Origin of the sequence: Curtobacterium sp. DN_7.5 (assembly GCF_022655355.1) — a bacterium.
GTDB classification, from domain to species: Bacteria; Actinomycetota; Actinomycetes; order Actinomycetales; family Microbacteriaceae; genus Curtobacterium; species Curtobacterium luteum.
The window spans coordinates 679,428-705,098 of record NZ_CP093378.1; the positions used below are offsets into that span (position 1 = coordinate 679,428).

Annotated in this window: 21 protein-coding genes and 1 pseudogene; 11 read left to right on the plus strand and 11 right to left on the minus strand. The window is 71.8% G+C overall.

The window, feature by feature from the left end; genetic code table 11:
• Positions 1-13: 13 nt before the first annotated feature.
• Positions 14-1,477: a cation:dicarboxylate symporter family transporter gene (locus tag MON03_RS03295; RefSeq protein ID WP_022902219.1), complete on the minus strand. Its 1,464-nt coding sequence runs from the start codon at positions 1,475-1,477 to the stop codon at positions 14-16.
• A 191-nt stretch (positions 1,478-1,668) separates the two neighbouring features.
• Here MON03_RS03295 and MON03_RS03300 point away from each other — a divergent pair, with 191 nt between their 5' ends.
• Together MON03_RS03300 and MON03_RS03305 are read left to right on the plus strand one after the other, a co-directional pair.
• Positions 1,669-3,372, plus strand: coding sequence for a sensor histidine kinase (locus tag MON03_RS03300; RefSeq protein WP_242090517.1), 1,704 nt, complete (start codon positions 1,669-1,671; stop codon positions 3,370-3,372).
• Positions 3,369-4,049 (plus strand): response regulator, encoded by a 681-nt coding sequence (locus MON03_RS03305; protein WP_242090519.1) that lies wholly within the window; start codon positions 3,369-3,371, stop codon positions 4,047-4,049. The genes MON03_RS03300 and MON03_RS03305 overlap by 4 nt, the downstream gene beginning before the upstream one ends.
• Before the next feature lie 158 nt (positions 4,050-4,207).
• Here MON03_RS03305 and MON03_RS03310 read toward each other — a convergent pair whose 3' ends face one another.
• Positions 4,208-5,230, minus strand: a complete 1,023-nt coding sequence (locus MON03_RS03310) for an LLM class flavin-dependent oxidoreductase (protein WP_242090521.1) — start codon at positions 5,228-5,230, stop codon at positions 4,208-4,210.
• 396 nt (positions 5,231-5,626) lie between these two features.
• On the opposite strand from MON03_RS03310, the gene MON03_RS03315 reads away from it, so the two are divergent.
• Positions 5,627-6,574: a TerC/Alx family metal homeostasis membrane protein gene (locus tag MON03_RS03315; RefSeq protein WP_242091500.1), complete on the plus strand. Its 948-nt coding sequence runs from the start codon at positions 5,627-5,629 to the stop codon at positions 6,572-6,574.
• On the opposite strand, the gene MON03_RS03320 is transcribed toward MON03_RS03315, so the two are convergent.
• Together MON03_RS03320 and MON03_RS03325 are read right to left on the minus strand one after the other, a co-directional pair.
• Positions 6,491-7,825, minus strand: a complete 1,335-nt coding sequence (locus tag MON03_RS03320; RefSeq protein WP_242090523.1) for a lipopolysaccharide biosynthesis protein — start codon at positions 7,823-7,825, stop codon at positions 6,491-6,493. The genes MON03_RS03315 and MON03_RS03320 overlap by 84 nt on opposite strands.
• A gap of 378 nt (positions 7,826-8,203) precedes the next feature.
• Entirely contained in the window at positions 8,204-9,874 is a 1,671-nt protein-coding gene (locus tag MON03_RS03325) for an HAD family acid phosphatase (RefSeq protein ID WP_242090525.1), read from the minus strand.
• A 245-nt stretch (positions 9,875-10,119) separates the two neighbouring features.
• Between MON03_RS03325 and MON03_RS03330 the strand changes: the two genes are divergently transcribed.
• From MON03_RS03330 to MON03_RS03345, 4 genes are all read left to right on the plus strand, one after another.
• A complete protein-coding gene (locus MON03_RS03330) occupies positions 10,120-10,761 on the plus strand; it encodes a hypothetical protein (RefSeq protein WP_242090528.1) in 642 nt (213 codons plus the stop codon).
• A 161-nt stretch (positions 10,762-10,922) separates the two neighbouring features.
• Complete coding sequence (locus MON03_RS03335; RefSeq protein ID WP_242090530.1) at positions 10,923-11,600, plus strand: response regulator transcription factor; 678 nt, start codon at positions 10,923-10,925, stop codon at positions 11,598-11,600.
• Positions 11,593-13,428: a HAMP domain-containing sensor histidine kinase gene (locus MON03_RS03340; RefSeq protein WP_242090532.1), complete on the plus strand. Its 1,836-nt coding sequence runs from the start codon at positions 11,593-11,595 to the stop codon at positions 13,426-13,428. The genes MON03_RS03335 and MON03_RS03340 overlap by 8 nt, the downstream gene beginning before the upstream one ends.
• An 89-nt stretch (positions 13,429-13,517) precedes the next feature.
• Positions 13,518-15,524, plus strand: coding sequence for a potassium transporter Kup (locus MON03_RS03345; RefSeq protein WP_242090533.1), 2,007 nt, complete (start codon positions 13,518-13,520; stop codon positions 15,522-15,524).
• Between the two features lie 64 nt (positions 15,525-15,588).
• On the opposite strand, the gene MON03_RS03350 is transcribed toward MON03_RS03345, so the two are convergent.
• From MON03_RS03350 to MON03_RS03355, 3 genes are all read right to left on the minus strand, one after another.
• Positions 15,589-16,464 carry a DUF808 domain-containing protein gene (locus MON03_RS03350; protein WP_031273742.1) on the minus strand — a complete coding sequence of 292 codons (876 nt, stop codon included), beginning with the start codon at positions 16,462-16,464 and terminating at the stop codon, positions 15,589-15,591.
• Between the two features lie 149 nt (positions 16,465-16,613).
• The gene (locus MON03_RS17355; protein WP_268239146.1) at positions 16,614-16,739 is read right to left on the minus strand and encodes a hypothetical protein; all 126 of its coding nucleotides are present in this window, start codon (positions 16,737-16,739) and stop codon (positions 16,614-16,616) included.
• A gap of 75 nt (positions 16,740-16,814) precedes the next feature.
• On the minus strand, positions 16,815-17,027 hold the full coding sequence (locus MON03_RS03355) for a hypothetical protein (protein WP_022904157.1): 213 nt from the start codon (positions 17,025-17,027) through the stop codon (positions 16,815-16,817).
• A gap of 63 nt (positions 17,028-17,090) precedes the next feature.
• Here MON03_RS03355 and MON03_RS03360 point away from each other — a divergent pair, with 63 nt between their 5' ends.
• Positions 17,091-17,354 (plus strand): hypothetical protein, encoded by a 264-nt coding sequence (locus MON03_RS03360; protein ID WP_175327309.1) that lies wholly within the window; start codon positions 17,091-17,093, stop codon positions 17,352-17,354.
• A gap of 3 nt (positions 17,355-17,357) precedes the next feature.
• Here the strand turns inward: MON03_RS03360 and MON03_RS03365 are convergent, their stop codons facing one another.
• From MON03_RS03365 to MON03_RS03380, 4 genes and pseudogenes are all read right to left on the minus strand, one after another.
• Positions 17,358-17,792, minus strand: coding sequence for a VOC family protein (locus tag MON03_RS03365; protein ID WP_242090534.1), 435 nt, complete (start codon positions 17,790-17,792; stop codon positions 17,358-17,360).
• Positions 17,789-18,262 carry a VOC family protein gene (locus tag MON03_RS03370; protein ID WP_242090535.1) on the minus strand — a complete coding sequence of 158 codons (474 nt, stop codon included), beginning with the start codon at positions 18,260-18,262 and terminating at the stop codon, positions 17,789-17,791. The genes MON03_RS03365 and MON03_RS03370 overlap by 4 nt, the downstream gene beginning before the upstream one ends.
• 177 nt (positions 18,263-18,439) lie before the next feature.
• The gene (locus tag MON03_RS03375; protein WP_022904161.1) at positions 18,440-19,039 is read right to left on the minus strand and encodes a TetR/AcrR family transcriptional regulator; all 600 of its coding nucleotides are present in this window, start codon (positions 19,037-19,039) and stop codon (positions 18,440-18,442) included.
• A gap of 90 nt (positions 19,040-19,129) precedes the next feature.
• A pseudogene (locus tag MON03_RS03380) lies at positions 19,130-21,294 on the minus strand (MDR family MFS transporter).
• Positions 21,295-21,413: 119 nt separating this feature from the next.
• Between MON03_RS03380 and MON03_RS03385 the strand changes: the two are divergent.
• The 3 genes from MON03_RS03385 (at position 21,414) to MON03_RS03395 (ending at position 25,668) form a co-directional block, all read left to right on the plus strand.
• Positions 21,414-21,890, plus strand: coding sequence for a MarR family winged helix-turn-helix transcriptional regulator (locus MON03_RS03385; RefSeq protein ID WP_022904162.1), 477 nt, complete (start codon positions 21,414-21,416; stop codon positions 21,888-21,890).
• A 207-nt stretch (positions 21,891-22,097) separates the two neighbouring features.
• The gene (locus MON03_RS03390) at positions 22,098-23,969 is read left to right on the plus strand and encodes a DEAD/DEAH box helicase (RefSeq protein ID WP_242090536.1); all 1,872 of its coding nucleotides are present in this window, start codon (positions 22,098-22,100) and stop codon (positions 23,967-23,969) included.
• A gap of 379 nt (positions 23,970-24,348) precedes the next feature.
• The gene (locus MON03_RS03395; protein ID WP_242090537.1) at positions 24,349-25,668 is read left to right on the plus strand and encodes a fibronectin type III domain-containing protein; all 1,320 of its coding nucleotides are present in this window, start codon (positions 24,349-24,351) and stop codon (positions 25,666-25,668) included.
• Positions 25,669-25,671: the final 3 nt, after the last annotated feature.

Consider the following 25,671-nt stretch of genomic DNA (forward strand, 5'->3'; position numbering starts at 1 on the left):
TGCCGCTGGCCGGTCACCGTCGGTCCGCGGAGGCGGTGGTCCGCGCGGTGGTGGTCCGGTCGGGGTCGACGATCGTGCGGACGGCCTCGGTCGAGATGCGCTCGTCGGCCGGGGACCCCGCGGCCTCGGGCGCCGACCCGGCCCCCGGTGCGCCGTGGCCGTCGGCGGACATCGTGCGCTCGTCGAACGGCACCGCACCCGAGAGCACCCGCTCCACCTGCTGCTTGTCGATCTGCCGCGTCCACGTGCCGACGAGCACCGTGGCGACGGCGTTGCCGGTGAAGTTGGTCAGGGCACGCGCCTCGGACATGAACCGGTCGATGCCGACGATGAGCCCCACGCCGTTCACCAGGTCCGGGCGGTGCGCCTGCAGACCGCCGGCGAGGGTCGCGAGCCCTGCTCCGGTGACCCCGGCAGCGCCCTTCGACGCGATGATCATGAAGACCAGGAGCGAGATCTGCTCGGGGAGGTTCAGCGGCGTGCCGAGGGCGTTCGCGATGAAGAGCGACGACATCGTCAGGTAGATGGCCGTGCCGTCGAGGTTGAACGAGTACCCGGTCGGCACCGTGACGCCGACGACGGGCTTCGACACCCCGAGGTGCTCCATCTTCGCGATGAGGCGCGGCAGACTGACCTCGCTGGACGAGGTCGAGACGATGAGCAGGTACTCGCGGCCGAGGTACTTCATGAGCCGGAAGATGTTGATGCCCGTGACGACCCGCAGCAGGACGCCGAGCACCCCGACGACGAACACGATGCAGGTGATGTAGAAGGCGACCATCAGCGTGCCCAGGGCGACGAGCGCGGCGACGCCGGTCGCACCGACCACGGCGGCGATGGCTCCGAACGCGCCGATCGGCGCGGCCCACATCACCATCGCGAGGATGCGGAACACGAGCGCCTGGAGGTGCCGGATGCCGGTGAGGATCGGCGCACCCTTCTCTCCCATCGCCTGCAGCGCGAAGCCGACGAGCAGGGCGACGAAGAGCGTCTGCAGGATGCTGCCGCTCGTCAGCGACGACACGAGCGTCGCGGGGATGATGCCGAGCAGGAAGCCCGAGGTCGACGACGCGTCCTCCTCGGAGCCGGCGGGCAGCTCGTACGTCGCCTTCGACATGTCGAGGTGGTCGCCGGGGTGGATGAGGTTGCCCACGACGAGGCCGATCGCGAGCGCGAACGTCGACATCGCGATGAAGTACCCGAGGGCCAGACCGCCGACCTTGCCGACGGTGGCCGCCTTCGCGATCGACCCGACACCGAGCACGATCGTGCAGAAGATCACCGGCGCGATCATCATCTTGATGAGGGCGATGAAACCGTCGCCGATCGGCTTCAGCCCCACCGCGAAGGCCGGGGCCGCGAGTCCGACCACGATGCCGGCCGCGACCGCGGCGATGACGGCGATGTAGAGCCAGTGCGAACGGTCCAGACCGCGACGCCGCACGGGGCGGGTGTTGGACGGGTGCGTCGATGCCATGAGACTTCCTTGTCGTCAGGACCGGTGCGTCGTCGCTCCGGTCGGCTCGTCCTGTTCGGGGACGCAGCCACCCTCGCGCGGGACGGCCGCGCACGTCGACTTGTGTTCATTGCGTTCACGCCGGTGCTGCGGGAACGCCCGGCGTACGCGAGGATGGGGTGTTCCCGCGACGAGGCGAGGAGGGCTGGACAGTGGCACCGAGACGGTGGAGCATCGCGACGCGCCTCTTCGCCCTGCAGCTCGTCTTCGTGGTCGTCGGCGTCGTCGTCGGCGGTGCCTGGAGCTGGGCGTCCGCCCGCGCGGACCTCGAGACGGACGCCGCGGAGAAGTCGACCGCGGTCGCCGTCTCGATCGCCCGCAACCCGTTCGTGGTCGAGCAGGCGCGCTCAGCGGACCCGTCCACACGGCTGGAGCCGTACGCCCTCGACCTGATGCGTCGGACCCACACCGACTTCATCACGATCATGGCGCCGGACCGCACCCGGTGGACCCACCCTGACCGCGCCGAGCTCGGTCGACCGTTCCGGGGCACGATCGCGCCGGCCCTCGCGGGGACCACCTTCACCGAGACGTTCGCGGGGACCCTCGGTCCGTCCGTCCGTGCCGTCACCCCGATCACCGACGACGACGGCCGGGTCATCGGGCTGGTGGCTGCGGGCGTGACGGTCGCGAACATCTCTTCGGCCCTGCTGCCCCGGCTGGTCTCGGTCGTGCTCCTGGCGCTCGCCGTGGTCGCGGTGTCGGCGCTCTTCTCGTGGCTGCTCAGCCGGTACCTGGCCCGGGTCACCGCCGGGCGCGGGCCCGAGGAGCTCGCACGGGTGTTCGCCTCGTACGAGGGCGTGCTCCACTCCGTCCACGAGGGCCTCGTCGTCATCGACCGCTCCGGACACGTCGTGCTGCACAACGACCGCGCGGCGGAGCTGCTGCACCTGCCGGCACCGGACGAGGCCCGGGGACCGATCCCGCTCGCCGCACTGGACGTGCCCGACGGCCTCCGGACGCTGCTGGCGTCGGGGGACCGCGCCGTCGACGAGACGTACGTCGCGCCCGACCGGGTGCTCGTCGTCAACCAGGAGATGGCGTTCTCCCGGGCGTCCTCCAGGCCGCTCGGCACCGTGGCGACCATCCGCGACCAGACCGAGCTGCTGCACCTGTCGGGCGAACTCGCGGCCACCCGCACGCTCACCGACGCGCTGCGCTCCCAGACCCACGAGTTCGCGAACCGCCTGCACACGGTGGTCGCGCTCCTCGAACTGGGGCGGGTCGACGAGGCCGTCCGGTTCGCGTCCGACGAGATCGACCGTCACGCGGACACCCGGACGGCTCCCTCGCCCAGGCACCCGGGCAGCGACGACGCAGACGCAGGCGACCTCGACGCGCCGGCGCGCGCCGGCGCAGCCGCCGTCCGGGCGCCGGGAACCGACACCGGCCACGCGCCGGACACCGGCACCGCACCCGAGGTGATCGCCGCCGTCCTCGATGGCAAGCGGGCACAGGCCCACGAGCGCGGTGTCACCCTGACGATCGACACCGCCGGTCTGGCCGATCCCGTCGACGCGCAGCCGAACGACGTCATCACCGTGCTCGGCAACCTGGTGGACAACGCCGTGGACGCCGCGGGTGCCGACGGCCCGGGTCGGGTCTCGGTCTCGGTGTGCTCCGCGGACGGGAGCAGCCGGTTCGTCGTGCGCGACGACGGGGCCGGCATCCCCGACGTCGAGGCCGCCTACGCGCGCGGATGGTCGACGAAGCCGTCCGGTCCGGAAGGACGGGGGATCGGCCTCGACCTCGTCCGCTCCACCGTGACGCGCCTCGGCGGCCGGGTCGGCGTCACCACCGGCCCGGACGGAAGCACCTTCGTGGTCGAGCTCGACCCCGGACGCGTCCGGACGTGAGCGGGGCGATCCGGGTCCTCATCGTCGAGGACGAGCCCCTGACCGCCGAGGCCCACGCCGCGTACGTGGCGCGCCTCGACGGCTTCACCGTCGTGGGCTGGGCCGCCACCGGGCGGGCGATGCTGGCCGCGGTCGCGGCCGAGCAGCCGGACCTCGTGCTGCTCGACTTCGACCTGCCCGACGCGCACGGGCTGCAGCTCGTCCGCGCGCTCCGCTCCGCGGGGTCCGCCGTCGACGTCATCGCGGTGACCGCCGCCCGGGACGCCCGCGGCGTGAAGAACGCGATCGCGCTCGGCATCGTGCAGTACCTCGTCAAGCCGTTCAGCTTCCGGACGTTCGCCGAACGCCTGACCACGTACCGCGAGTTCCGCCGCCGGTTCGAGGACCGCCGGACGCTGACGCAGGCCGACATCGACCAGAGCCTCGGGTCACTGCGTCCCACCACGCCACCGGACCACGAGAAGGGCATCGCCCGCGAGACCCTGGACGCGGTCCAGCAGGTCCTGGTGCGCGCCACCGAGGCCGCCTCGGCGTCCGAGGTCGCCGAGGTGGTCGGCATCTCCCGGGTCACGGCGCGGCGGTACCTGGAGCACCTCATCGCGGCGGGGCAGGCCGGGAAGGACGTGCGGCACAGTGGTCCGGGGCGACCGGAGTACGCGTACCGCTGGTTGCGGTGACGGCGCGCGCCGTCGTGGGCTGACCGGCAGCGCCGGTCGCGGTCGTCCGGCCGACCACGGCCGGGAGGCGCGGTGCGCGTCGGACGCGTGTCGTGCCTCCCGGCCGGGTCGCGCGGGCGACGGGGCGCTGCGCGCCACGGGGGCCGCTGTTCGGACCGTCAGCCGCGTTGCGGGGTCCACCCGAGCGCCGGGCCGAGGTGCTCGGCCATGTCGCCGATGATCTGGGCGTACTCCTCGGGACCGAAGGAGAACGGCAGTGCGAAGGCGACCTCCGTCGCCACCTGGTAGCCGGCGTCGGCCCGGAGCCGGTCGGCGATCTCCCCCGAGGTCCCGACGAGGTCCGCCGCGAAGAGCAGCCCGGCGGGACCCTGGGGCACGCCGACCCGTCCGGACCGCGCGTCGGCGTACGCGCGGTACCGCGCGGCCTGCTCGGGCGTCGCGCTGTCGGTGGGGATCACGACGAGCCCCTGGGAGACGCGCGCGTTCGCCGGGTCCGGGTGCGCGTCGAGGTAGGCCTCGACCTGCGCCCGCTGGTTCGTCGCGAAGTCCGTGCCGACCTCGCTGCGCGTGACGCTCGAGGTGAGCAGGTGGAAGCCGTGCTCCGCCGCCCACACGGCCGACCGCGTGCTGCCGGTGCCGTACCAGAGGCGGTCGACGAGCCCGGAGCTGTGCGGCTGGACCGAGGTCGCGAACTCCTCGATGCCACGGCGCTCGGTCGACGCGGTGACGGCGTCGCCGCGGACGAGGTCGCGGAAGCGCAGCAGTCGGGTGTCGCCGAAGTCCTCCCGATCGGCGGTGTCGGGGTAGATCGCCTCGCGGTAGAGGTCGAAGTGCATCGGCGTCCCCGAGGAGAACCCGGGCTGCAGCCGTCCGCCGAGGAGGACGTCGACGGTCCCGAGGTCCTCCGCGAGCCGGAACGGGTTCTCGGCGCCGATCGGGGTGACCGCGGTGCCGAGCGCGATCCGCGAGGTCCGCTGCGAGGCGGCGGCGAGCAGCGCGACGGGGGAGGAGATGCCGTGCTGCAGGTGCCGGTGTCGCAGCCACGCGCTGTCCATCCCGAGGGACTCCGCGCGCTCGATGACCCGGAGCGTCTCCTCGTGGCCGGCAGCGGGGTCGGCGGGGTCGAACGACCCGATGGTGAGGAAGCCGAGTCGTTCGAGGGGACGTCCGTCGTGGGGCATGGTCCGATGGTGGCAGACCGCACCGACACGGACCGGCTGGACGGTGTTGCCCCCCGTTCTGGGTAGACAGGTCGGTCCGTCCGCCGTTCTGCGGACCGGTAGAGTCGGCGGTGGACGAGCCGACCGGCCGACCCGAACGCCCGGGGCTCGCCACCGCGATGCCGTCCCGGCCCTCGAGTCACCCTGCTCGGGCCGGGACGGCGCCCTCGGTTCCCGCGTTCCCCGTCGGTGATCCCGTCCCCGACCGTCCACGGCGATGGCCGCCGGTCGGACCTGAACGCTTCCACGGGTAGGATCGCGCAGGTGCCGGACGGCCCCCTGCTCGGGTGGAGCAGGTCGTCGGCCACGGAAGGACGTCGCGTGCCGGACCTGCCCATCGTGTTCGAGATCGGGTCGATGGTCGTCGTCGTCGCGATCCTGCTCGCCGACCTGGTGATCGTCGCCCGGCGGTCGCACGAACCGACGATGCGGGAGTCCGGGCTCTGGGTCGGCTTCTACGTCGGCCTGGCACTGCTGTTCGCGCTGGCGATGCTGGTCTTCGCCGGGGGCGACGCCGCCGGGCAGTTCCTCGCCGGCTGGTTGACCGAGTACAGCCTCAGCATCGACAACCTGTTCGTCTTCGTCATCATCATGGCGCGCTTCGCCGTGCCGAAGCCGATCCAGCAGGCCGTGCTCATGATGGGCATCATCATCGCGCTCGTCCTGCGCGGGGTGTTCATCCTGCTCGGGGCGCGCCTGATCGAGGACTTCTCCTGGATCTTCTACCTGTTCGGCGCGTGGCTGATCTGGACCGCGATCCAGCAGGTCCGCGAGGACCACGACGACGAGGAGCAGCAGCAGGACTCGTTCGTCGTCCGACTGCTGCGCCGACGCGTCCGGGTGACCGACACCTACGACGGCATCCGGCTCCGCACGCACGTCGACGGACACCGGCACTTCACGCCGATGCTCGTCGTGCTCATCGCGATCGGCACCACCGACCTGCTCTTCGCGCTCGACTCGATCCCCGCGATCTTCGGCATCACGGAGAGCGCGTTCATCGTCTTCACCGCGAACGTCTTCGCGCTCATGGGGCTCCGGCAGCTCTACTTCCTGCTCGGCGGACTGCTCGAGAAGCTGGTCTACCTCAAGTACGGCATCGCCCTGATCCTGGCGTTCATCGGCGTGAAGCTCGTCCTCCACGCCCTGCACGAGAACGAGCTGCCGTTCCTGAACGGCGGACACGGCGTCGCGTGGGCGCCGGAGATCGGGACGTGGACCTCACTCGCGGTGATCGTCGTCGCGATCGGCGGGGCCACCCTCGCGAGCGTGCTCCGGATGCGCCACCAGCCCGTCGAGCGCTGAGGCACCCGGGTCCCGGCCCGGGGCCGTCGGACGACGGAGGCCGAGGACGACGACGGCGACGAGGTTCACGGCGCTGCCCACGAGGAACCCGGCGCTGCCGGCTGCGACCCCGGTCGTCGGCGCGAGCACGGCCATGAGCACGACGCCGACGACGAACCCCGTCACCGACGCGAGTGCCACCTGCCGCGACCGTCCGGCCGCGAGCAGCAGGGCGGCGGGGACGAGCGACACCGTGAACACCCAGACGCCGAGCACGAGGAACGGCAGGTCGGCCACCGCGGCAACTCCCTCGCCGGGGTAGAACAGCGGCAGGAACCAGTCGGCGAGCAGCGCGACGAGGCCGAACAGGACGGCCGTCGCGGCCGAGAACCCTGCCACGAACCGCCACGCGCCCGGGCTCCGCAGTGTCGACTCCTCGGCCCGGTGCGCGAACGCCGGCACGACGACCTGGGCGACGGCCTGTCCGACCATCGAGGCCGGCGTGGCCAGGGAGAACGCGGCGGCGTACACGCCTGCGTCTCGGGGTGATGCGCTCACCTGGGCGGTGATCATGGCCAGCTGCAGCAGACCGTTCGTGGTGAGGCCGGCGAGGACGTTCCAGGCGGCGAACCGCAGCACGCCCCGGGTGGGTTGCTGCCCGGCGGTCCCTGCCGTCCCGCGCGGCCAGCACGCGACCGCGAACACCGTGTAGCCGATGCCGAGCGGGAGCAGCACGACGGGCTCGGCCCGGGTCACGCACGCGAGGACGAGCAGCGCGAGCGTCAGGGTGCTCGTCAGCGCGTCCCAGACCGCCACGCGCCGTGGGCGGTCGTGGCCGAGCTGCGCGCCGCGGGCGTACACGTAGAGTCCGTAGCCGACGACGACCGACACACCACCGAGGACCGTGCCGGGGCCGTTGCCCCATGCGATCGCGACCGGGACCGTCAGCGCTGCGAGCACGACGGACGCGAGCAGCATCGAGCCGCCGAGCCGTCGGTTCACGGCGGTGTCCGACCGGCCGTTGCGCATCGCGATCGCGAGGGAGCGGGACGCCGTGTTGCCCGCGGCGGACGGCCACAGCAGGGCGGCGAAGACGGCGAGCGAGAGGAGCGCCGAGGACTGGCCGAGCGCCTCCGTGCCGAACACCCGGCCGATGACGACCGTGAGGATCAGCTTCGCGGCACCCTGGACGCCGATCCCGACGGTCGACAGCAGTGCCGCGGAGGCGACGCCGGACCGCGGGCCCGGAGCGGTCGGCGGTTCGCTGCTCACGGGTACAGGAGCGTACCGGCCGACGGGTGCACCCGTCCGACGAGGGGGATCAGTGCCGACGTCGGCTGGACAGCAGTCCGCCGATGACGACGGCCGCCGCCACGCAGAAGATGATGAGCGTCGGGACGTCGAAGCCGTCCAGGTTCATGGTGTGTCCTCCAGGTCGGCTCCGACGGTAGGCCGCCGGACCTGTGGGCGACGGGTGCTTCCGAAGCGGAGCCTGAGGACTCGTGGAGCGTCGGTCGCGATGCGACCGTGGGACGGACGGGAGGGCCGCGACGGGACCGTGGGCCGGGAGGCGCGCGGCGCGACCGCGGGACGGACGGGAGGCCCGTGGCGGGTCCGCCACGGGCCTCCCGGCCGGTGCCTGGTCGCGGATCAGGGCAGGTAGTACGTCGGGTTCGGCAGCTTGACGCTCCGGTCGGCGGAGCCGCCGATGAGGTCGCTGTACTGGTCGCCGAAGTTCGCCACGACGTCGTAGTGCCCGCCGGCACGCGACTCGATGTGCGCGCGGGTCTGCGACTTGTACTCGATCGTGGTGCACTTCGCGGTCGCGCACGAGATGTACGACGGCTGCTGCGAGGCGCCCGTGCCGGTCCACTTCGTGTAGTACGTGCGGTTGCCGTCCTGCTCGGCGGCGAACTGCGGGTACCCGACCTTCTGGAGGTTCTCGATCGTGGCGGTCTGCTGCGCCTCGTTGCGGCCGGTGAGCCCGATGATCGTGCAGCCCGAGCGCTCCGCGACGGACACGAGGGAGGTCATCGACGGGGTCGCCGGGAAGCGCTCGTCCTGCACCCACTCGTCCTGGAGCGTCGGGTCGAACACGAAGTGCATGTCCGCGACCTCCATGTCGTACGTCCACAGGGTGGTGTCGTCGGCGTCGAGGACGATGGCCGGGTTGCGGTGGTGGCGCGACGCCACCGCGCACTGCGTGGCGACGATCGGCACCTGCTTCCGCACGATGGAGCGCATCTCGCGGATGTACGGGCTGTCGGCCTTGTCCGCGATCCCGGTGCCGGGGTCGCCGTAGTACGTGGCGATGGTCTTCTTGACGGAGTCGATGTTCGGGATGCCCTCGCCGCCCTGCGTCGCGCCGGAGGAGCCGTCGGCCGCCATCCGGAAGTGCGTGCGCGGTGCCAGCCGGGGCTCGCTGAGCCCGGGCAGGTCAGTGGACGGCAGGAAGTACGTCGGGTTCGGGAGCTTGACCTGCTCCTCGGCGTACCCGCCCTGCAGGTCGGACCACTGGTCGCCGAGGTTGTCGACGATCGTGTAGCCGAGGTCCTGCTCGATGTGCTTCCGGGTCAGCGCCTTGTACTCGACGGTGGTGCACGAGGCCGCGGCGCACTGCACGTACGACGGCTGCTGGGACGCACCCTTGCCCGTCCACTTCGTGAAGTAGTGGTCCGAGGTGAAGCCCTGGTAGCCGACCTTCTCGAGGTTGGCGATCGTCGCGGCCTTCTGGTCGTCGTTCCGGCCGGTGAGGCCGAAGATCGTGAAGCCCATCGCCTTCGCGGTGTTCACGTACGACACCATCGCGGGCACGGCCGGGAAGCGCTGGTCCTGGACCCAGACGTCCTGCTCGGTCGGGGAGAACACGAAGTGCATGTCCGCGACCTCCATGTCGTACGTCCACAGCGTGGTGTCGTCGGCGTCGAGGACGATCGCGGGCTTCTCGTGCTTCGCGACCGCGCGGCGGTACTCGCCCCGGAGCTCCTTCGTCTGCTTCGTCATGATCGACCGCATCTCGCGGACGTACGGGCTGTCGACCTTGTCCGCGATGCCGGTGCCGGGGTCGCCGTAGTACGTGGCGATGACCTTCTTGACGGAGTCGATGTTCGGGATGCCCTCGCCGCCCTGCGTCGCACCGGAGGAGCCGTCGGCCGCCATCGTGAACGAGGTGTGCGGGGTGAGGTGGCCGTCGTGGTGGCCGTGGTCGTGGTCGTGCGCAGGGTGTGCGCTGGCGGAGAGGCTGCCGGTCAGGACGGAGCCGGCGACGAGCGCGGCCGTGGTCGTGGTGACGAGCACGGTGCGGCGGATCGGGAAGGGCATCGGTGTCGCTTTCGATCGGTGGAGTGGCCCTCGAAGGGGGCACGACGACGACGGTAGCTGGGAGAACGCCCAGAGTCCAGTACCGGGGTGGTACTGGTTGCGGGCGCGATGGGGAGGAACGGCGGCCGCGGTTCGGTGCGCTGAAGCGGGCTTCAGTTCGCTTCAGCACGGGTTCAGTGCCTGCTCGCGATGGTTACGGCATCCCTTCCGGTTCGTCGGAGAACCGGTCCCGTCAGGAGGACGTCATGACCAAGCACATCGCACACGCAAGCCGCTGGATCGTCGGGGGCGTCGCTGCTGCGGCCCTCGCGTTCGGCGGCGCCGGAGTGGCCTTCGCCGCCCAGGGCGCCGACGACCCGGCGCCGAGGGCGACTCCCTCGACGATCAGCACCCCGGCTCCGCTCACCGCGACGACCTCGCCCGTCGCGACGGCATCGCCGACGGTGTCCTCGCCGGCACCGTCCTCGAGGTCGACGGCCCGACCGGACGACCACGGGGTGCACGCGCCGGGGACGGACGACCACGGGGTGCACGCGCCGGGGACGGACGACCACGGGGTGCACGCGCCGGGGACGGACGACCACGGGGTGCACGCGCCGGGGACGGACGACCACGGTGGCCGAGCGACGGCGACCGCGACGGCGGCCGCTCCCGGTGCTGGTGCTGGCGCTGTCGCTGGCGGGGAGGACCACGCGGCCACGGAGCGGCGCGGCCGGGATGGCGCGGAGGACGACGCGAGCCACCGGAGCGTCGAGCACGAGGCTGACGACGACCACGGCAGCCACCACAGCGACGATGACGGCGACCACCGCGGCGGCGATGACCGCGGTGGAGACCACCGCGGCGGCGATGACCACAGCGGTTCGGGCCACGGAGCCGACGACTGAACAGCAGTGCGGGGCGGTGCGGGGCGGTGCGCGGCGGGACCGGTTGCGGTGGTCCACCTCGGTCCGCCCCGCCCGTCGGGGCCTGGTCCGGTGGGCCCTGGACCAGCATGATGGTGGACGGGCGCCCCTCCGGGCAGTTCGTCGGCAGGAGGTGGTGACGGGTGCGAGTACTGGTGGTCGAGGACCAGGCCGGCCTTGCGGACGGTCTTCGGATCGGGTTCGAGGCAGAGGGCTTCGCGGTGGACATCGCGACGAACGGCACCGACGGCCTCTGGATGGCCCGTGAGACCCGCTTCGACGTCATCGTGCTCGATGTGATGCTGCCGGGCATGAGCGGCTACAGCGTCTGCCGAGAACTCCGCGCCGAGGGCAACTGGGTGCCGATCCTCATGCTGACCGCCAAGTCGGGGGAGTGGGACCAGGTCGAGGGGCTCGACACCGGAGCGGACGACTACCTGACGAAGCCGTTCTCGTTCGCCGTGCTCCTCGCACACGTCCGAGCGTTGATCCGACGCGGAGCACGTGAGCGTCCGGCCGAACTGCGTGCGGGCGACCTCTGCCTCGACCCCGCGCGACGCGAGTTGCGGCGCGGCGACGACCTCGTCGCGTTGACCGCCCGGGAGTTCTCGGTGATGGAGTTCCTCATGCGGCACGCGGGCGACGTCGTCACGAAGCGGGCCGTGCTCGAGGGGGTCTGGAACGACGACTTCGACGGCGACCCCAACATCGTCGAGGTCTACGTCGGCCACCTCCGCAACAAGGTCGACCGCCCGTTCGGACGGTCCGCCATCCTCACGGTGCGCGGCGCCGGGTACCGGTTGGCGGCCGACGGTGGCTGATCGTCCCCGGTTCCGCTTGCGGAACCCGTCCCTGCGCTTCCGGATCACCCTGTCGGCCGTCGCGGTGGTCGGGGTCACGCTCGTCGTCGCCTCGACGGTCTTCGCGGTCGTCCAGGCCGCGGTGCTCGACCAGGGGGTGACGAGCCGGGCGACCGCTGCCGCCGACCGGGTCCTGGCGCAGCTCGAGGCCGGAGCGTCACCGGCGTCGGCGGTCGGTGTGGCGCGCGCGTCGCTCGCGGAGGACGGGTTCGTCGTCGTGCAGTCGGCGGACAGCGCGCGGGTCCTCGCGTCCGGCGGCGACCCGGCAGCGGTCCGTGCCTACACGGCGCGGGCCGACGGTGATCCTGGGTCGTCGATGCGCTTCGGCTCGCGCGTCTACCGTCTCGCCTCCAGTGGCGCGACCGACCGGAGCACGCCGGCACCGACGGTCACCGTCGCACCACCCGGGTCTGAGGACTCCGGCGGCGGCCGGGGCGGGGGGAGCGGCGACTCCGGTGTCAGTGGGGCACCCAGCGGGGGCTCGGACGACACCGGCGGGTCCGGCGGGGGTTCGGACGACTCCGGCGGCGGCTCGCGTGGTGGCTCCGGCGGGGGCTCGGACGACACCGGCGGGTCCGGTGGGGGTTCGGACGACTCCGGCGGTGGTTCGGGTTCCGGCGGTGGTTCGGGGTCCAGCGGTTCGGGTTCCGGTGACGTGTCCGGGACGGCCGACACCTCGGGACACGGCGGTCACGGGAGCGACGACGCTGCCGCGGGGGACGGTGGGGCGACACGCCTGGTGTCGTTCGACCGTGCCACCGCGGCCACCGGGAGGCCGAGCGAGGACTCGGCGACCGCAGCATCCGACTACCTCGTCGTCGCCGGGCTCTCCACGGAGTCGACGGACGCGGTGACGAGCGCGACCCGGACGATCCTGGTCGTCGCGGTGCCGCTCCTCCTGCTCGTCATGGGAGCGACGACCTGGTTCGTCGTCGGCCGCGCCCTCCGCCCGGTCGAACGGATGCGCCGACAGGTCGCCGGCATCACCGCCGCACACCTCTCGGAGCGGGTCCCCGATCCCGGCGGCGCGGACGAGGTCGCCCGGCTCGCAGCGACCCTCAACGCGATGCTCGACCGGCTCGATGCGTCGGCGGCCGCACAGCGACGGTTCGTGTCCGATGCTTCGCACGAGCTCCGGTCGCCCCTCGCCGTGATGCGCCAGCACGCGGAGGTCGCGAAGGCGTACCCGGACCGGCTGCCGCAGGACCGCCTCGCGGACACCGTCCTGCACGAGGGCACCCGCCTCGCCGACCTCGTCTCGGCGATGCTCGTCCTGGCGAAGACGGACGAGGGCGCCCTGCCGGTGGCCCGCGAGGACGTCGACCTCGACGACCTCGTCGGCGCGGAGGCCGCCCGGCTGCGGACCACCGGCCGGCTGCGGGTCGACTCCGCACGGGTGCGCGCCGTCCGTGTGACCGGCGACCCGGGCCTCCTCGCACAGCTCCTCCGGAACCTCGCCGACAACGCCGCGCGGCACGCGACCTCGACCGTCGCGTTCGAGCTCGGCACCGCGGGAACCCACCTGGCGGTCCTGGCGGTCGAGGACGACGGAGCGGGCATCGCCGACACCGACCGCGAGCGCGTGTTCGACCGGTTCGTCCGGCTCGACGAAGCCCGCGCCCGGGAGTCCGGCGGCTCCGGACTCGGCCTCGCGATCGTCCGCGGCATCGTCGAGGCGCACGGCGGTTCCGTGCACGTCGAGCGAGCGGCGCTGGGCGGCGCGCGCTTCGTCGTGACGCTGCCGCTCGCCGAGGCCGATCCGGCGGCCGGGGACGACGCCGACGCCTGATGTGCGCCACCTGCGAGCGCACGGCCCGCGCTGGTGCGAGGATGATCCGCGGTCGTCGCCCGGGCGACCACGCAACGGAAGAGACGAGCGTGACCGAGACCCGCTCTCACACACCCGCGACCGGCTCCGGCCCCGCCGCCGGTACCGCCGCCGACAACGCTGCCGTCAACGCCGCGGGCGGCTCCGGCGACGACGCCGGACACGACCCCGGCAAGGGCGTCGCCGCACTCGCACTCGCAGCCCTCGGTGTCGTCTTCGGCGACATCGGTACCAGTCCGCTCTACGCACTCCGGACCGTGTTCACCATCGACGGCGGCATCGTCAAGGCCAACGAGGAGGACGTCTACGGCGTCATCTCGATGATGTTCTGGAGCGTCACGATCATCGTGTCGATCAAGTACGTCCTCGTCCTCATGCGCGCCGACAACAACGGGGAGGGCGGGGTGATGGCGCTCGCCGCCCTCGCCCGTCGGCTGTACGCGAAGCGGCGGGGCGGCGCGACGATCTTCCTCGTGATCGGCATCGTCGGCGTCTCGCTGTTCTACGGCGACTCGGTGATCACTCCAGCGGTGTCGGTGCTCTCCGCGGTCGAGGGGCTCCAGACCGCCACACCGAGCATCGAGCACCTCATCGTCCCGATCGCCGCGGTCATCCTGGTGGTGCTGTTCGCCGTGCAGCGCTTCGGCACCGGCAAGGTCGGCAACCTCTTCGGCCCGGTGATGCTGCTCTGGTTCCTCGTGATCGCCGCGGCCGGCGTCCCGCACATCCTGCAGGACCCCGGCGTCCTGCAGGGGCTCTCGCCGACCTTCGCGATCCAGTTCCTGATCGCCCATCCGTACATCACCTTCGTCGCCATGGGTGCCGTCGTCCTGGTCATCACCGGCGCCGAGGCGCTCTACGCCGACATGGGGCACTTCGGACGGAAGCCGATCCTCCGCGCCTGGTTCTTCGTCGTGTTCCCCGCGCTCGTGCTGAACTACCTCGGCCAGGCCTCGCTCGTCCTCCGTGACCCGTCGGCCGCGAAGGATCCGTTCTTCCTGCTCTTCCCCAGCGGACTGCAGCTGCCCGTCGTGGTGCTCGCGACCGCCGCGACCGTGATCGCCAGCCAGGCGGTCATCTCCGGGGCGTTCTCGCTCAGCCGCCAGGCCGTCCAACTCGGGCTGCTGCCGCCGCTGACGATCCGGCAGACCTCCCGGCAGGAAGGCGGCCAGATCTACCTGCCAGCCGTGAACCTGCTCCTGTTCATCGGTGTCATGGCCGTGATGCTCACGTTCCGCTCCTCGGCGAGCCTCGCGACCGCGTACGGCGTGTCGGTCACCGGGGCGCTCGTCGTCGACACCCTCCTGCTGCTGCTCGTGGTCAAACCGCTGTGGCACTGGGCGACGTGGAAGCTGGTCCTCGCGGCCGTCGTGTTCGGCGGGCTCGAGCTGACGTTCCTCGCGGGCAACCTCTCGAAGATCGTGCACGGCGGCTGGGTCCCGCTCCTCATCGCCCTGGCGGTGATCACGCTCATGACGACGTGGCGCCGCGGCCGGCAGCTCGTGCAGGAGGAGCGCAAGGAACGCGAGGGCTCGCTCGCCGACTTCATCGAGAAGATCAACACCAAGGGCATCCCGCGCGTCCAGGGCATCGCGGTGTTCCCGCACCCGAACAAGGAGACGACACCGCTCGCTCTCCGCGCGAACGTCGAGCACAACCACGTGGTGCACCGGACCGTCATCATCGTCTCGGTCATCACCGCGAACGTGCCGCACGTGCCGCACGCGAAGGCGTTCTTCCGCGACGACCTCGGCTACGAGGACGACGGCATCGACCACATCACGATCAAGTTCGGGTTCTCGGACGACCAGGACCTCCCGCGGGCGTTGCACGCGGCGTGCCTGGCCGAGGTCCTCGACCTGGACCCGGACGAGATGGAGCGTGCCTCGTTCTTCATCTCGCGCGGGGCGCTCCGACCGCAGCCCGGCAACCGCGGCATGGTGAGCTGGCGGAAGAAGCTGTTCGTCGGGCTCGCGCACAACGCCGCCGACCCGGCGGCTCGCTTCGGTCTGCCGGCGCAGCGCACGGTGACGATGGGCAGCGACGTCGAACTCTGACGCCCGCTCCGGCACGAGCGCCGCTCGGCACGCGCCCGCCCCGTCAGTGCACGCGCCCGCCCCGTCAGTGCGCGCGACCCCGCAGCCGCCCGAAGCCGAGCACGACCCCGACGACGACCATGCCGAGCGCGAGACCGAGGACGGCCGAGACCGCGGTGTCGACGATCCACGTCACCACGGGCCCTGCGGCCTCGATGGCGTGTTCGACGGCGTGCAGCAGGTCGTCGGGCCCGTGCCAGAACGTCTCCGCGAGGTTCTGGATCACCAGGTGCCCACCGACCCACAGCATCGCGACGGTCCCGACCACGCCGATCACCCGGAACACGGTGGGCATCGCACGGACCACCCGGGCGCCCGCACGCCGGGTCGAGCGCGACGGGTTCTTCATCATCTGCAGGCCGATGTCGTCGATCTTCACGAGCAGTGCCACGGCGCCGTAGACCGCGAGGGTCATCACCAGACCGATGACGAGCAGCGCGCCGACCGTCGGCCAGAACCCCAGGTCGGGGTCGAGTCCGGCGAGCGCGATGAGCATGATCTCGGTGCTGAGGATGAGGTCCGTGCGGATGGCGCCGAACACGAGCTTCGGTTCGGTCGTCGGGGTCTCGGCGCCGGACTCGTGGTGCGTGCCGAACCACTCGGTGACCTTCTCGGCCCCCTCGAAGCAGAGGTACGTGCCGCCGATGAGGAGCAGCCACGGCAGCACCCACGGCGCGAACGCGGAGAGCAGGAGCGCCAGCGGGATGATGATGACGAACTTGTTGAACAGGCTGCCGAGCGCGATGCGCCCGACGACGGGGAGCTCCCGTGCCGGCGCGATCCCCTGCACGTACTGCGGCGTCACGGCGGCGTCGTCGATGACCACGCCCGCCGTCTTCGCACTCGCCTTCAGTGCGGCGGACAGGATGTCGTCGACGACCGCGAGCAACCCCACTGACATGCTGATCTCCTCGTGCCGGACCAGCCGGTTGCTGTCCGACCGCTCAGCCTAGCGGCCGGGTGCTGCGCACGAACGGACGGGAGGCTCGGTGCCAGCCGGCACCGCGCCTCCCGTCCGTCAGGTGGTCGCGTGAGCGACCTCGGATCGCGTCAGCGACCGTCGTTGATGAGTCCGAGCCACCGACCGAAGCGCTGCTCCGGCGCGTCGTGCAGCGACGGCACGGGGCGGCAGCGCTTCTCGTCGCGGTCGGTCGGCTGGGGGTCGGTCTGGATCATGGCTCGCTCCTCGTGAGATCGGTGTTCATGTGTACGCCGGAGCGGCTGGGTCCATTCCCGGACCGTCCGACCGCGTCACTCGACGTGGTCGGACGGCTCCTCGGTCTCGACGCCGGTCTCGGCCGCGCGGTCGCGGAGGTGGTCGGCCATGGATGCCGCGCCCTCGTGACCGTGGTCGTGCTCGACCTGCTCGATGAGGCCGTGGAGCTTCTCCTCGTTGGTCGCCTCCTCGGCGCCGTCCATGACGGGGTGGTGCTGTTCTTCGGGTTCTCCGTGGTGTTCACTCATGCGCGGGACCGTACGCGCCGTGACCCTGGGGTCGGGGTACACCGCACTCCGTATGCTCGCAACATGGCTGACTTCACCGCTGACCAGGCCGCCGTCGTCCGGATCACGCGTACCGAGGAGGGGCGGTGGGACCTCGCCGTCGTGAGCGACAGCGGCGTCGCGATGGGTCGTGGCGTGTACCTCTTCGACGCCGAGCACGACGACGAGATGGACGAGATCGCCGCCGCACGCGAGTTCGTCGGCCAGTACGGTTTCGACTTCGCGCCGGACACCGTGCAGGAGGAGGCACCGGACACGTTCTGGGCGCCGCTCGTCGCCGCGGGGTGAGGGTCAGTCGAGGCAGAACTCGTTGCCCTCGACGTCCTGCATCACGATGCACGATTCGTTCATGCCGTCCGCCGTCATGCGCCGGACCTGGGTCGCGCCGAGGGCCACCAGCCGTGCGCTCTCGGCGTCGAGGGCGGCCAGGCGCGCTGATCCGACCAACCCCGTGCCGACCCGGACGTCGAGGTGCACCTGGTTCTTGACGACCTTGTCCTCCGGGACGCGCTGGAAGAACAGCCGGGGGCCGATGCCGTTCGGGTCGTGGCAGGCGAACGCCGATCCCTGGTGTCCGGGCGGGAGCGACGCGTCGAACGCCGCCCAGTCCGCGAAGCCCGGTGGTGGCGGCGGGATGACGTAGCCGAGGACCGCGCACCAGAACCGTGCGACGCGCTCCGGCTCCGCGCAGTCGAACGTCACCTGGACCTGGCGCACGACACTCATGCGTCGGAGTCCGACCCCGAGGGTGCCCCGGCCCCGGCCCCGGCCCCGGCCCCGGTGTCCGCCACCGCCGCCGCCTCGTACCCGATGAGCCACGTGACGCCGAACGCGTCGCGCACCTGCCCGTCCCAGTCGCCCCACGGACGGCGTTGCAGCGGGTCGAGCACGACGCCGTCGACCGAGAGTGCCTCGAACCACCGGGTCAGTGTCTCCGGGTCGGCCGCGCCGAGCAGGGAGAACAGCAACCCCGACGAGCTGAACGACTCCTCGCCCTCGGCGGTGTCGGCCGCGAACAGCTCCAGGTCGCCGGCCAGCTGCCCGTGCGCGACCGCGTCGGGAGGGCCGTCGGTGCGGCCGAAGTCGCGGTAGGTGGCGGTGCGGACCTCGCCGCCGAAGACCTCGGACCACCGCTCGAGGGCGGCCCGAGCGGTGCCCGGGAACTGGAAGTACGGCGACGGACCCTTGGCGCGCATGCTGGGAGGGTACCGCTGGTGCCATCGGGCCGGAAGCGGTCGTGCCGAGCTTCCTGGTGCCTCCTGGCAGTCCTGGTCCGCGGAGCCCGGTGTTCGCGAACCGGAACTGCCACGGCGCGGCGAGGCGTCGCGGTCATCCGCGGCTCGGAGGCTCCTCCGGGCGCCGCGGGGCCGGCGTCAGGCCGTCGCGAGCGCAGCCATCTCGGCCACGACGGCACGGAGCCGCTCCCCGAGCTCGGCGGCGCTGCGCACCGTGTCGCGGTGCGCGACCTCGGACAGCGCGGACATCACGAGCGTGACCACCGTGCGGGCGGTCTGCTCGTCCGTCCGGGTCGTGAGGACCGCGAGCATGGCGTGCCGCGAGTCCGCCATCCACCGCATCACCGTCGGCGTCATCTCGGGGCGGTGCACGAGGAGTTCCTTCGTCCGGCTCCGGTCGGACGGCAGCGGGACGCTCCGCGCGACGAGCGTGCACACGTCGTCCACGAGCCGCCCCTCACCGTCGCGGAACGCCTCGGCGACGCGGTCCGGCGTGACGACGGTGTCGAGCCCGAGCGCAGCGTGCGCCTTCGACGTGAAGTAGTTGAAGAACGTCCGCGGCGACACGTCGGCGTCGGCGCAGATCTGCTCGACCGTGACGCCGTCGAGCCCGTGCTCGAGGACACGGCCGAGGGCGGCGTCGTGGATGGCCTGCCGGGTCTGCTGCTTCTTGCGTTCGCGGAGGGTGCAGGGCCCGGGGTCGACGACGGTGTCGAGTGCGGGCGCCGGGGTGGTCACGAGGGTGCTCCTGACGAGGTCGTTTTGTTGGTGGTGGGGGGGTGTCGGGCCGTCCGTCCGCGTTGCGACCCGGACGGACGGCCCGGTCGGTCACCGGCGGGTCGGGGTGGACCCGGTCGTCGGTGCGGACGTGACCGGCACGGAGCCCGTCATCGGTCCGGTGAAGGACCCGGCCTCGGCGGCGGCGAGACCGGCCTCGGCCTCCAGCTCCGCCTCGGCGGACAGGTCGGCCCGCTCCTGCAACGCCGAACGCTGCCGCAGCGGCGGCACCCGGAAGAACCAGGTGAGCACGAACGCGAGGAGGATCACACCGAGCCCGACCCAGTAGATCGTCACCGACGAGGCGTTGAAGCCCGCCATGAACGGCCGCGTGAGTCGGCTGTCCGCACCGGTCAGGAACGAGGTGTCGTTCGCGCTCGACGCGGTGTCGCTCGTGCCCGATCCGTCCTCGATCTTCTTCGCCAGTGCCGGGGTGAGCTGGTCGACCCAGTACGAGCGCTGGGCGGCGTTCGACCAGTCGACGGAGACGGTGCCGTCCTGGACGGTGGCGTGCGCCTCGTCCGCGACGGCGGCGAGGGCCTGCTGCTCGGCGGCGGGGGTGGCCGCGGCGACCTGCTGGTCGATGACCTGCTGCGCTGCGGCGGCGGGCACCGCGCCCGCGGCGACCTGCTGCTGGACGGCCGCGGTCACCTGTTCCGTGACCGCAGCGTCGGCAGCGGTCGTCGCCTGCGCCGAGGCGTCGTCGAGCTTCGCCTGCACGCCGTCCTCGAGCGGGTTCACGATCGGCGTCCAGATCTTGTCCATGACGCCGCGGTTCTCCGAGGCCGAGGCCACCGTCGGGTTCGTCGCGGCTCCGAGCGCCGCGGAGAGGTCCTTCTGGTTCGCCGTCGCGTGCAGGATGTTCGCCGGCATCACGGAGAACAGCACGGAGAGCAGCACCGCGGTGCCGAGTGTGCCGCCGATCTGGCGGAAGAACGTGGCCGACGACGTCGCCACACCCATGTCCCGCGCCTCGACGGACCCCTGCGACGCGAGCGTCAGCGACTGCATCACCGAGCCGAGGCCGAGGCCGATCAGGAACATCCCGATCATGAGGAACCAGAGCGGCTTGTCGATCGTCATGAAGGTGAGGACGACGTAGCCGGTCGACACGAGGAACGTGCCGATCACCGGGAAGATCCGGTAGCGGCCGACCCGGGCCACGATCTGACCGGACGTGATCGAGGCGATCATCAGGCCACCGACGAGCGGCAGGGTCGCGAAGCCGGACTCGGTCGGGGTCAGGCCGACGACGATCTGCAGGTAGAGCGGGATGGTCAGCATGGCGCCGAACATCGCGAAGCCGACGAGGAACCCGATCACGGTGGCCATCGAGAACGTGCCGGAGCGGAACAGCTTCAGCGGGATGATCGCCGCGTCGCCCATCTTCGACTCGACGAGCAGCAGCCCGACCAGTCCGACGACGCCGATCACGTAGCAGGCCACGGCAGCCGGCGAGCCCCAGCCCCAGGTGCGGCCCTGCTCGGCGACGAGGAGCAGCGGGACGAGCGTGACGATGACCGCGGTCGCACCCCACCAGTCGACGACCGGCTTGTCGGACCCGCCGTGCACCTTCGGCAGGTGCAGGAAGACGATGACCATGATCAGCGCCGCGATGCCGATCGGCACGTTGATGAGGAGCACCCAGCGCCAGCCCGTGATCCACAGGATCTCGGAGGAGCCGGCGAGCAGACCGCCGATGAGCGGCCCGATCACGGAGGAGATGCCGAAGACCGCGAGGAAGTAGCCCTGGTACTTCGCACGCTCCCGGGGGCGAGGATGTCGCCCATGATCGCCAGGGGGAGGGACATGAGCGCACCGGCGCCGATGCCCTGCACGGCCCGGAAGCCGGCGAGCATGATCATCGAGGTCGACATGGACGACAGGACGGCGCCGAGGATGAAGACGACGATGCCGAAGATGTAGAGCGGCCGGCGGCCGAAGATGTCGGAGAGCTTGCCGTAGATGGGCGTGGCGATCGTGGAGGTGATGAGGTACGCCGTCGTGACCCAGGCCTGCTGGTCGAGCCCGTGCAGGTCGTCACCGATCGTCCGGATCGCGGTGCCGAAGACGGTCTGGCCGAGCGACGACAGGAACATGCCCGCCATCAGGCCGTAGATGACGAGGAGGATCTGGCGGTGGGTCATCAGCGGCTGCTGACCGGCCCCACCTGCGGCCGCGGGGGCCTGCACCGAGACGGGTGCGGTGGCTGTCATCGAGCTCCTTGGATCAAGCTGCGCGAACCGGGGTTACGCGCTGTGAAAGTTTGCAGACCGCGCAACGATACATCCGTTGCGTTCTGGAAGCAACTAAATCCTCCGGGTACGCTGGCGCAGTGAACGAGGACCGGGCCGCCGCCGAGCGACTCCTGCGATCCCAGCTCGACCGACTCTGGGTCCGGCAGACGATCCGCGCATCGCTCATCGAGTCGCGCGGGGGGCTCGACCCGACGGCGCGGGTGATCCTGCGAGCCGTCGAGCACATCGGTGCCGTGCGCTCCACGGCGATCGCCGACGCGACCGGGCTGTCGCGGCCGGTCATCAGCCGCCGGGTGGCGTCCCTCGTCGACGCCGGCTTCCTCTCGACCGCGCCGGACCCGGCGGACGGCCGCGCGGCGCTCCTCTCGCTCGCGCCGCTCGGCGTCGAGGTCCTCGACCAGCTGGACCTCGCCGGTGCCGAGGTGTTCGACGACCTCACCGGGGTCTTCGCCGCGGAGGAGCTCCGGCAGTTGGCAGGGCTGCTGGAACGGCTCAACGACCAGGCCGACGTCCTGTTCGGGGTGGGCGCGGCTGCACGCGACGCGGCCTCCTGACCGCGCGTCGCGACGGTCGGGCCGCGGCAGCGCCACGTCACCACGAGACGGACTGGAGGCGCGGTGCGGGCCCGCCCCTCCCTCGCGGGCTTGGTCGGCGCGATTCGCGTGCCGCTGGCGCGTCACCGCTCAGCGAATCGCGCCCGGCCGTCGCAGGGTACGCCCGGCATTCACTCTCCGTGCCACATCCGGGATACCGTTCTCCCCATGAGCACCGAGAACACCAGCACTGCCGAGACCGTCGACGAGGGGCCCGTGGTGACCTTCGCCGACCTCGGCCTGAGTGACCAGGTGCTCAAGGCCGTCAAGGACATCGGCTACGAGACGCCGTCCGCGATCCAGGAAGCCACCATCCCGACGCTCCTCGAGGGCCGCGACGTCGTCGGTCTCGCGCAGACCGGTACCGGCAAGACCGCCGCGTTCGCGCTGCCGATCCTGTCGCGGATGGAGTCCGGCGCGAAGGTGCCGCAGGCCCTCGTGCTGTCCCCGACGCGCGAGCTCGCGCTCCAGGTCTGCGAGGCCTTCGAGCAGTTCGCCTCGCACATGAAGCACGTGCACGTCCTGCCCGTGTACGGCGGTCAGGCGTACGGCGTGCAGCTCTCGGCGCTCCGTCGCGGCGTCGACGTCGTCGTCGGCACGCCCGGTCGCATCATGGACCACATCGCCAAGGGCACGCTCGACCTGTCCGAGCTGAAGTACCTCGTGCTCGACGAGGCCGACGAGATGCTCAAGATGGGCTTCGCCGAGGACGTCGAGACGATCCTCGCCGAGACGCCGGACGACAAGCAGGTCGCGCTGTTCTCGGCGACGATGCCCGCGCAGATCCGTCGCATCTCGCAGCAGTACCTCACGGACCCGGCCGAGATCACGGTCAAGACCAAGACGAAGACCGCGGCGAACATCACGCAGCGCTACCTCATGGTGTCGTACCCGCAGAAGGTCGACGCCCTCACCCGCATCCTCGAGGTCGAGGACTTCGAGGGCATGATCATCTTCGTCCGCACCAAGAGCGAGACCGAGACGCTCGCCGAGAAGCTCCGCGCCCGCGGGTACGCCGCGGCCGCCATCAGCGGCGACGTCGCCCAGGCCCAGCGTGAGCGGACCGTGAACCAGCTGAAGTCCGGCAAGCTCGACATCCTCGTCGCCACCGACGTCGCTGCCCGTGGTCTCGACGTCGACCGCATCACGCACGTCGTGAACTTCGACATCCCGGTCGACATCGAGTCGTACGTCCACCGCATCGGCCGCACCGGTCGCGCCGGCCGCAAGGGCGACTCGATCAGCTTCGTCACGCCGCGTGAGCGCCGCCTGCTCTCCGCCATCGAGCGCCACACGAAGCAGCCGCTCACGCAGATGCAGCTCCCGACGATCGAGGACGTCAACGAGACGCGCCTGACCCGTTTCGACGACGCGATCACCGCGGCGCTTGAGCAGCAGGACCGCATCTCGGCGTTCCGCGACGTCATCGCGCACTACGTCCGCAACCACGACGTGCCCGCCGAGGACGTCTCCGCGGCCCTCGCCGTGGTGGCGCAGGGGGACGACCCGCTCCTGCTCGACCCGGAGTCGGACGAGCTCAGTGCTCGGGTCGGCCGGGACGGCGCTGCGGGTGCCCGCCGTGACCGGGACGACCGTGGTGACCGCGCCGACCGCGAGGACCGGGGTCCGCGTCGCTCGCAGCCGATGACGGCGTACCGCATCGAGGTCGGGCGTCGCCACCGGGTCGAGCCGCGCCAGATCGTCGGTGCGCTCGCCAACGAGGGCGGGCTGCGCCGTGACGACTTCGGCGCGATCCAGATCCGCCCGGACTTCTCCATCGTGGAGCTCCCGGCCGACATGGACGCGGGCGTGCTCGACCGGCTGTCGGACACCCGGATCAGCGGGAAGCTCATCGAGATCAAGCCGGACCGTCGTGGCGGTGGCGGTGGCGGTGGCGGTGGCGGTGGCCGTCGGTTCGACCGGGACGACCGGGGCCCGCGTGGCGGCGGTCGCTCGTACGACCGCGACGACCGGGGCCCGCGTGGGGGCGGTCGCTCGTACGACCGGGACGACCGCGGGGGCCGCAAGCCGCGCCACTGAGTCGCGCCCGGTGCCGCGCCTGGCGCCGTCGTGCGCCGAGACTCGGTGTGGCCGACATGTCTCGCGCTCCGGGGCCCGAGACATGTCGGCCAGCCCGAGACTCGGGCACGCCAGCGCGAGACTCGGGCACGCCAGCGCGAGACTCGGGCACGCCGGCGCGAGACTCGGGCACGCCGGCGCGAGACTCGGGCACGCCAGCGCGAGACTCGGGCACGCCAGCGCCCGCCCGCGCGCCCTGCCCCGACCGCGCTTGCGGGGTCCCGCCAACCGCACGCCGACCCCGCACGATGGCCGCCGACCGTCCCACGCTCCGCGCCCGCGGTGCTTCGATGACCTGAGCCGTGGCCACCCGAAGGCCACGGGAACGAGGGGATCGATCGTGTACAGAGCAGTGCTCACCGCCGCAGCAGCCGCGGCGTTGGTGATCGGTGGTGTGACGCCCGCAGTGGCCGCCACGCCCGCGTCGAGGCTCCCCGGAGTCCCGACGTCCGTCCACGTCAGCGGCGCCGGCGACGCAGCCACGCTGACCTGGGGTGCGCCTCGGTCCGGCGGGGTCGTGCAGCACTGGCGTGTGTCGATCCGCCCGACCGAGGGGCAGCCCGGCAGCGGCACCGACGTCCTGCCCGCCACCGCCCGCTCGGACCGGTACGGCTGGATCCGGGCCGGCGTCCGCTACACGTTCTCGGTGCAGGCGGTCGGTGCGAAGGGCGACGGTCGCGCGGTCTCGGTCCGGTACACGGCCCCGGCCACGACGGCGGTCACGCAGTCCCTCTACGGTCTCGACGCGAGCGGTGCCGTGGTGCGGTTCCCGACGTCCGGGAGCGGCGCTCCGAAGACCGTCGTGAAGCACGGCGCCGGTTTCGCCGCGGACGACGTCGGCAACGTCTTCGTCCCGTCGAGCGACGGCACGAAGCTCCTGCAGTACCCGGCCGACGGGGGAGCGGCGCGGGTCCTCGCGAGCGGGCTGCACCTGACGAAGGACCTCCGTTCGGACGTCCCCGGCAACGTGTACTGGGAGGACTCGGTCACGGGGGCGATCGTGAAGCTGCCGATCGGCGGCGGCGTCCCGAAGACGATCCTGCCGTCCACCGGCACGGCGTGGACGGTCGGGCGTGACGGCACGGTCTCGACCTTCACGACCACCGCGAACGGCGGCACGGTGGTCAGCCGGAGCGTGCACGGCGACGTGACCACCCGGACCGTCGCGAACGCCGAGCAGCAGCCCATCGGCTACTTCGGCGGGCTCCTCGCCGACGGCCAGGGGACCCTGTACGTCGACTACCGCGCGTTCGGCGGCAGCGCCTACAACGGCTTCTGGTCGCTCGCGCCCGGCTCCTCGACGCTCGTGAAGGTCAGCAAGCGGACCGCGTACCAGTTCAGCGCGACGAACGACGACTCCCTGCTGCTCGGTCAGTCCGCCGGGTGGTGCGCCGCCATCTCCGAGGCGGACCCGTTCCACCCCTGCACCGCCGACCACGCGGTGGCGCACCTGTTCGTGCAGGACGCCTCCGGGGCGACCGAGGACCTCGCCGTCACCGGCGGCCCGAAGGTCTGGACGAACGGGTTCTACCCGAGCGCCGCGGACTCCGCCGGCGACCTGTTCGTCGACGCCGACTCCGGCCTGTGGCGGATCCCCGCCGAGGGCGGGGCCGCGCAGCGACTCGCGACGGGGCAGTACGACCGGCTCCTCGCGATCTGACGC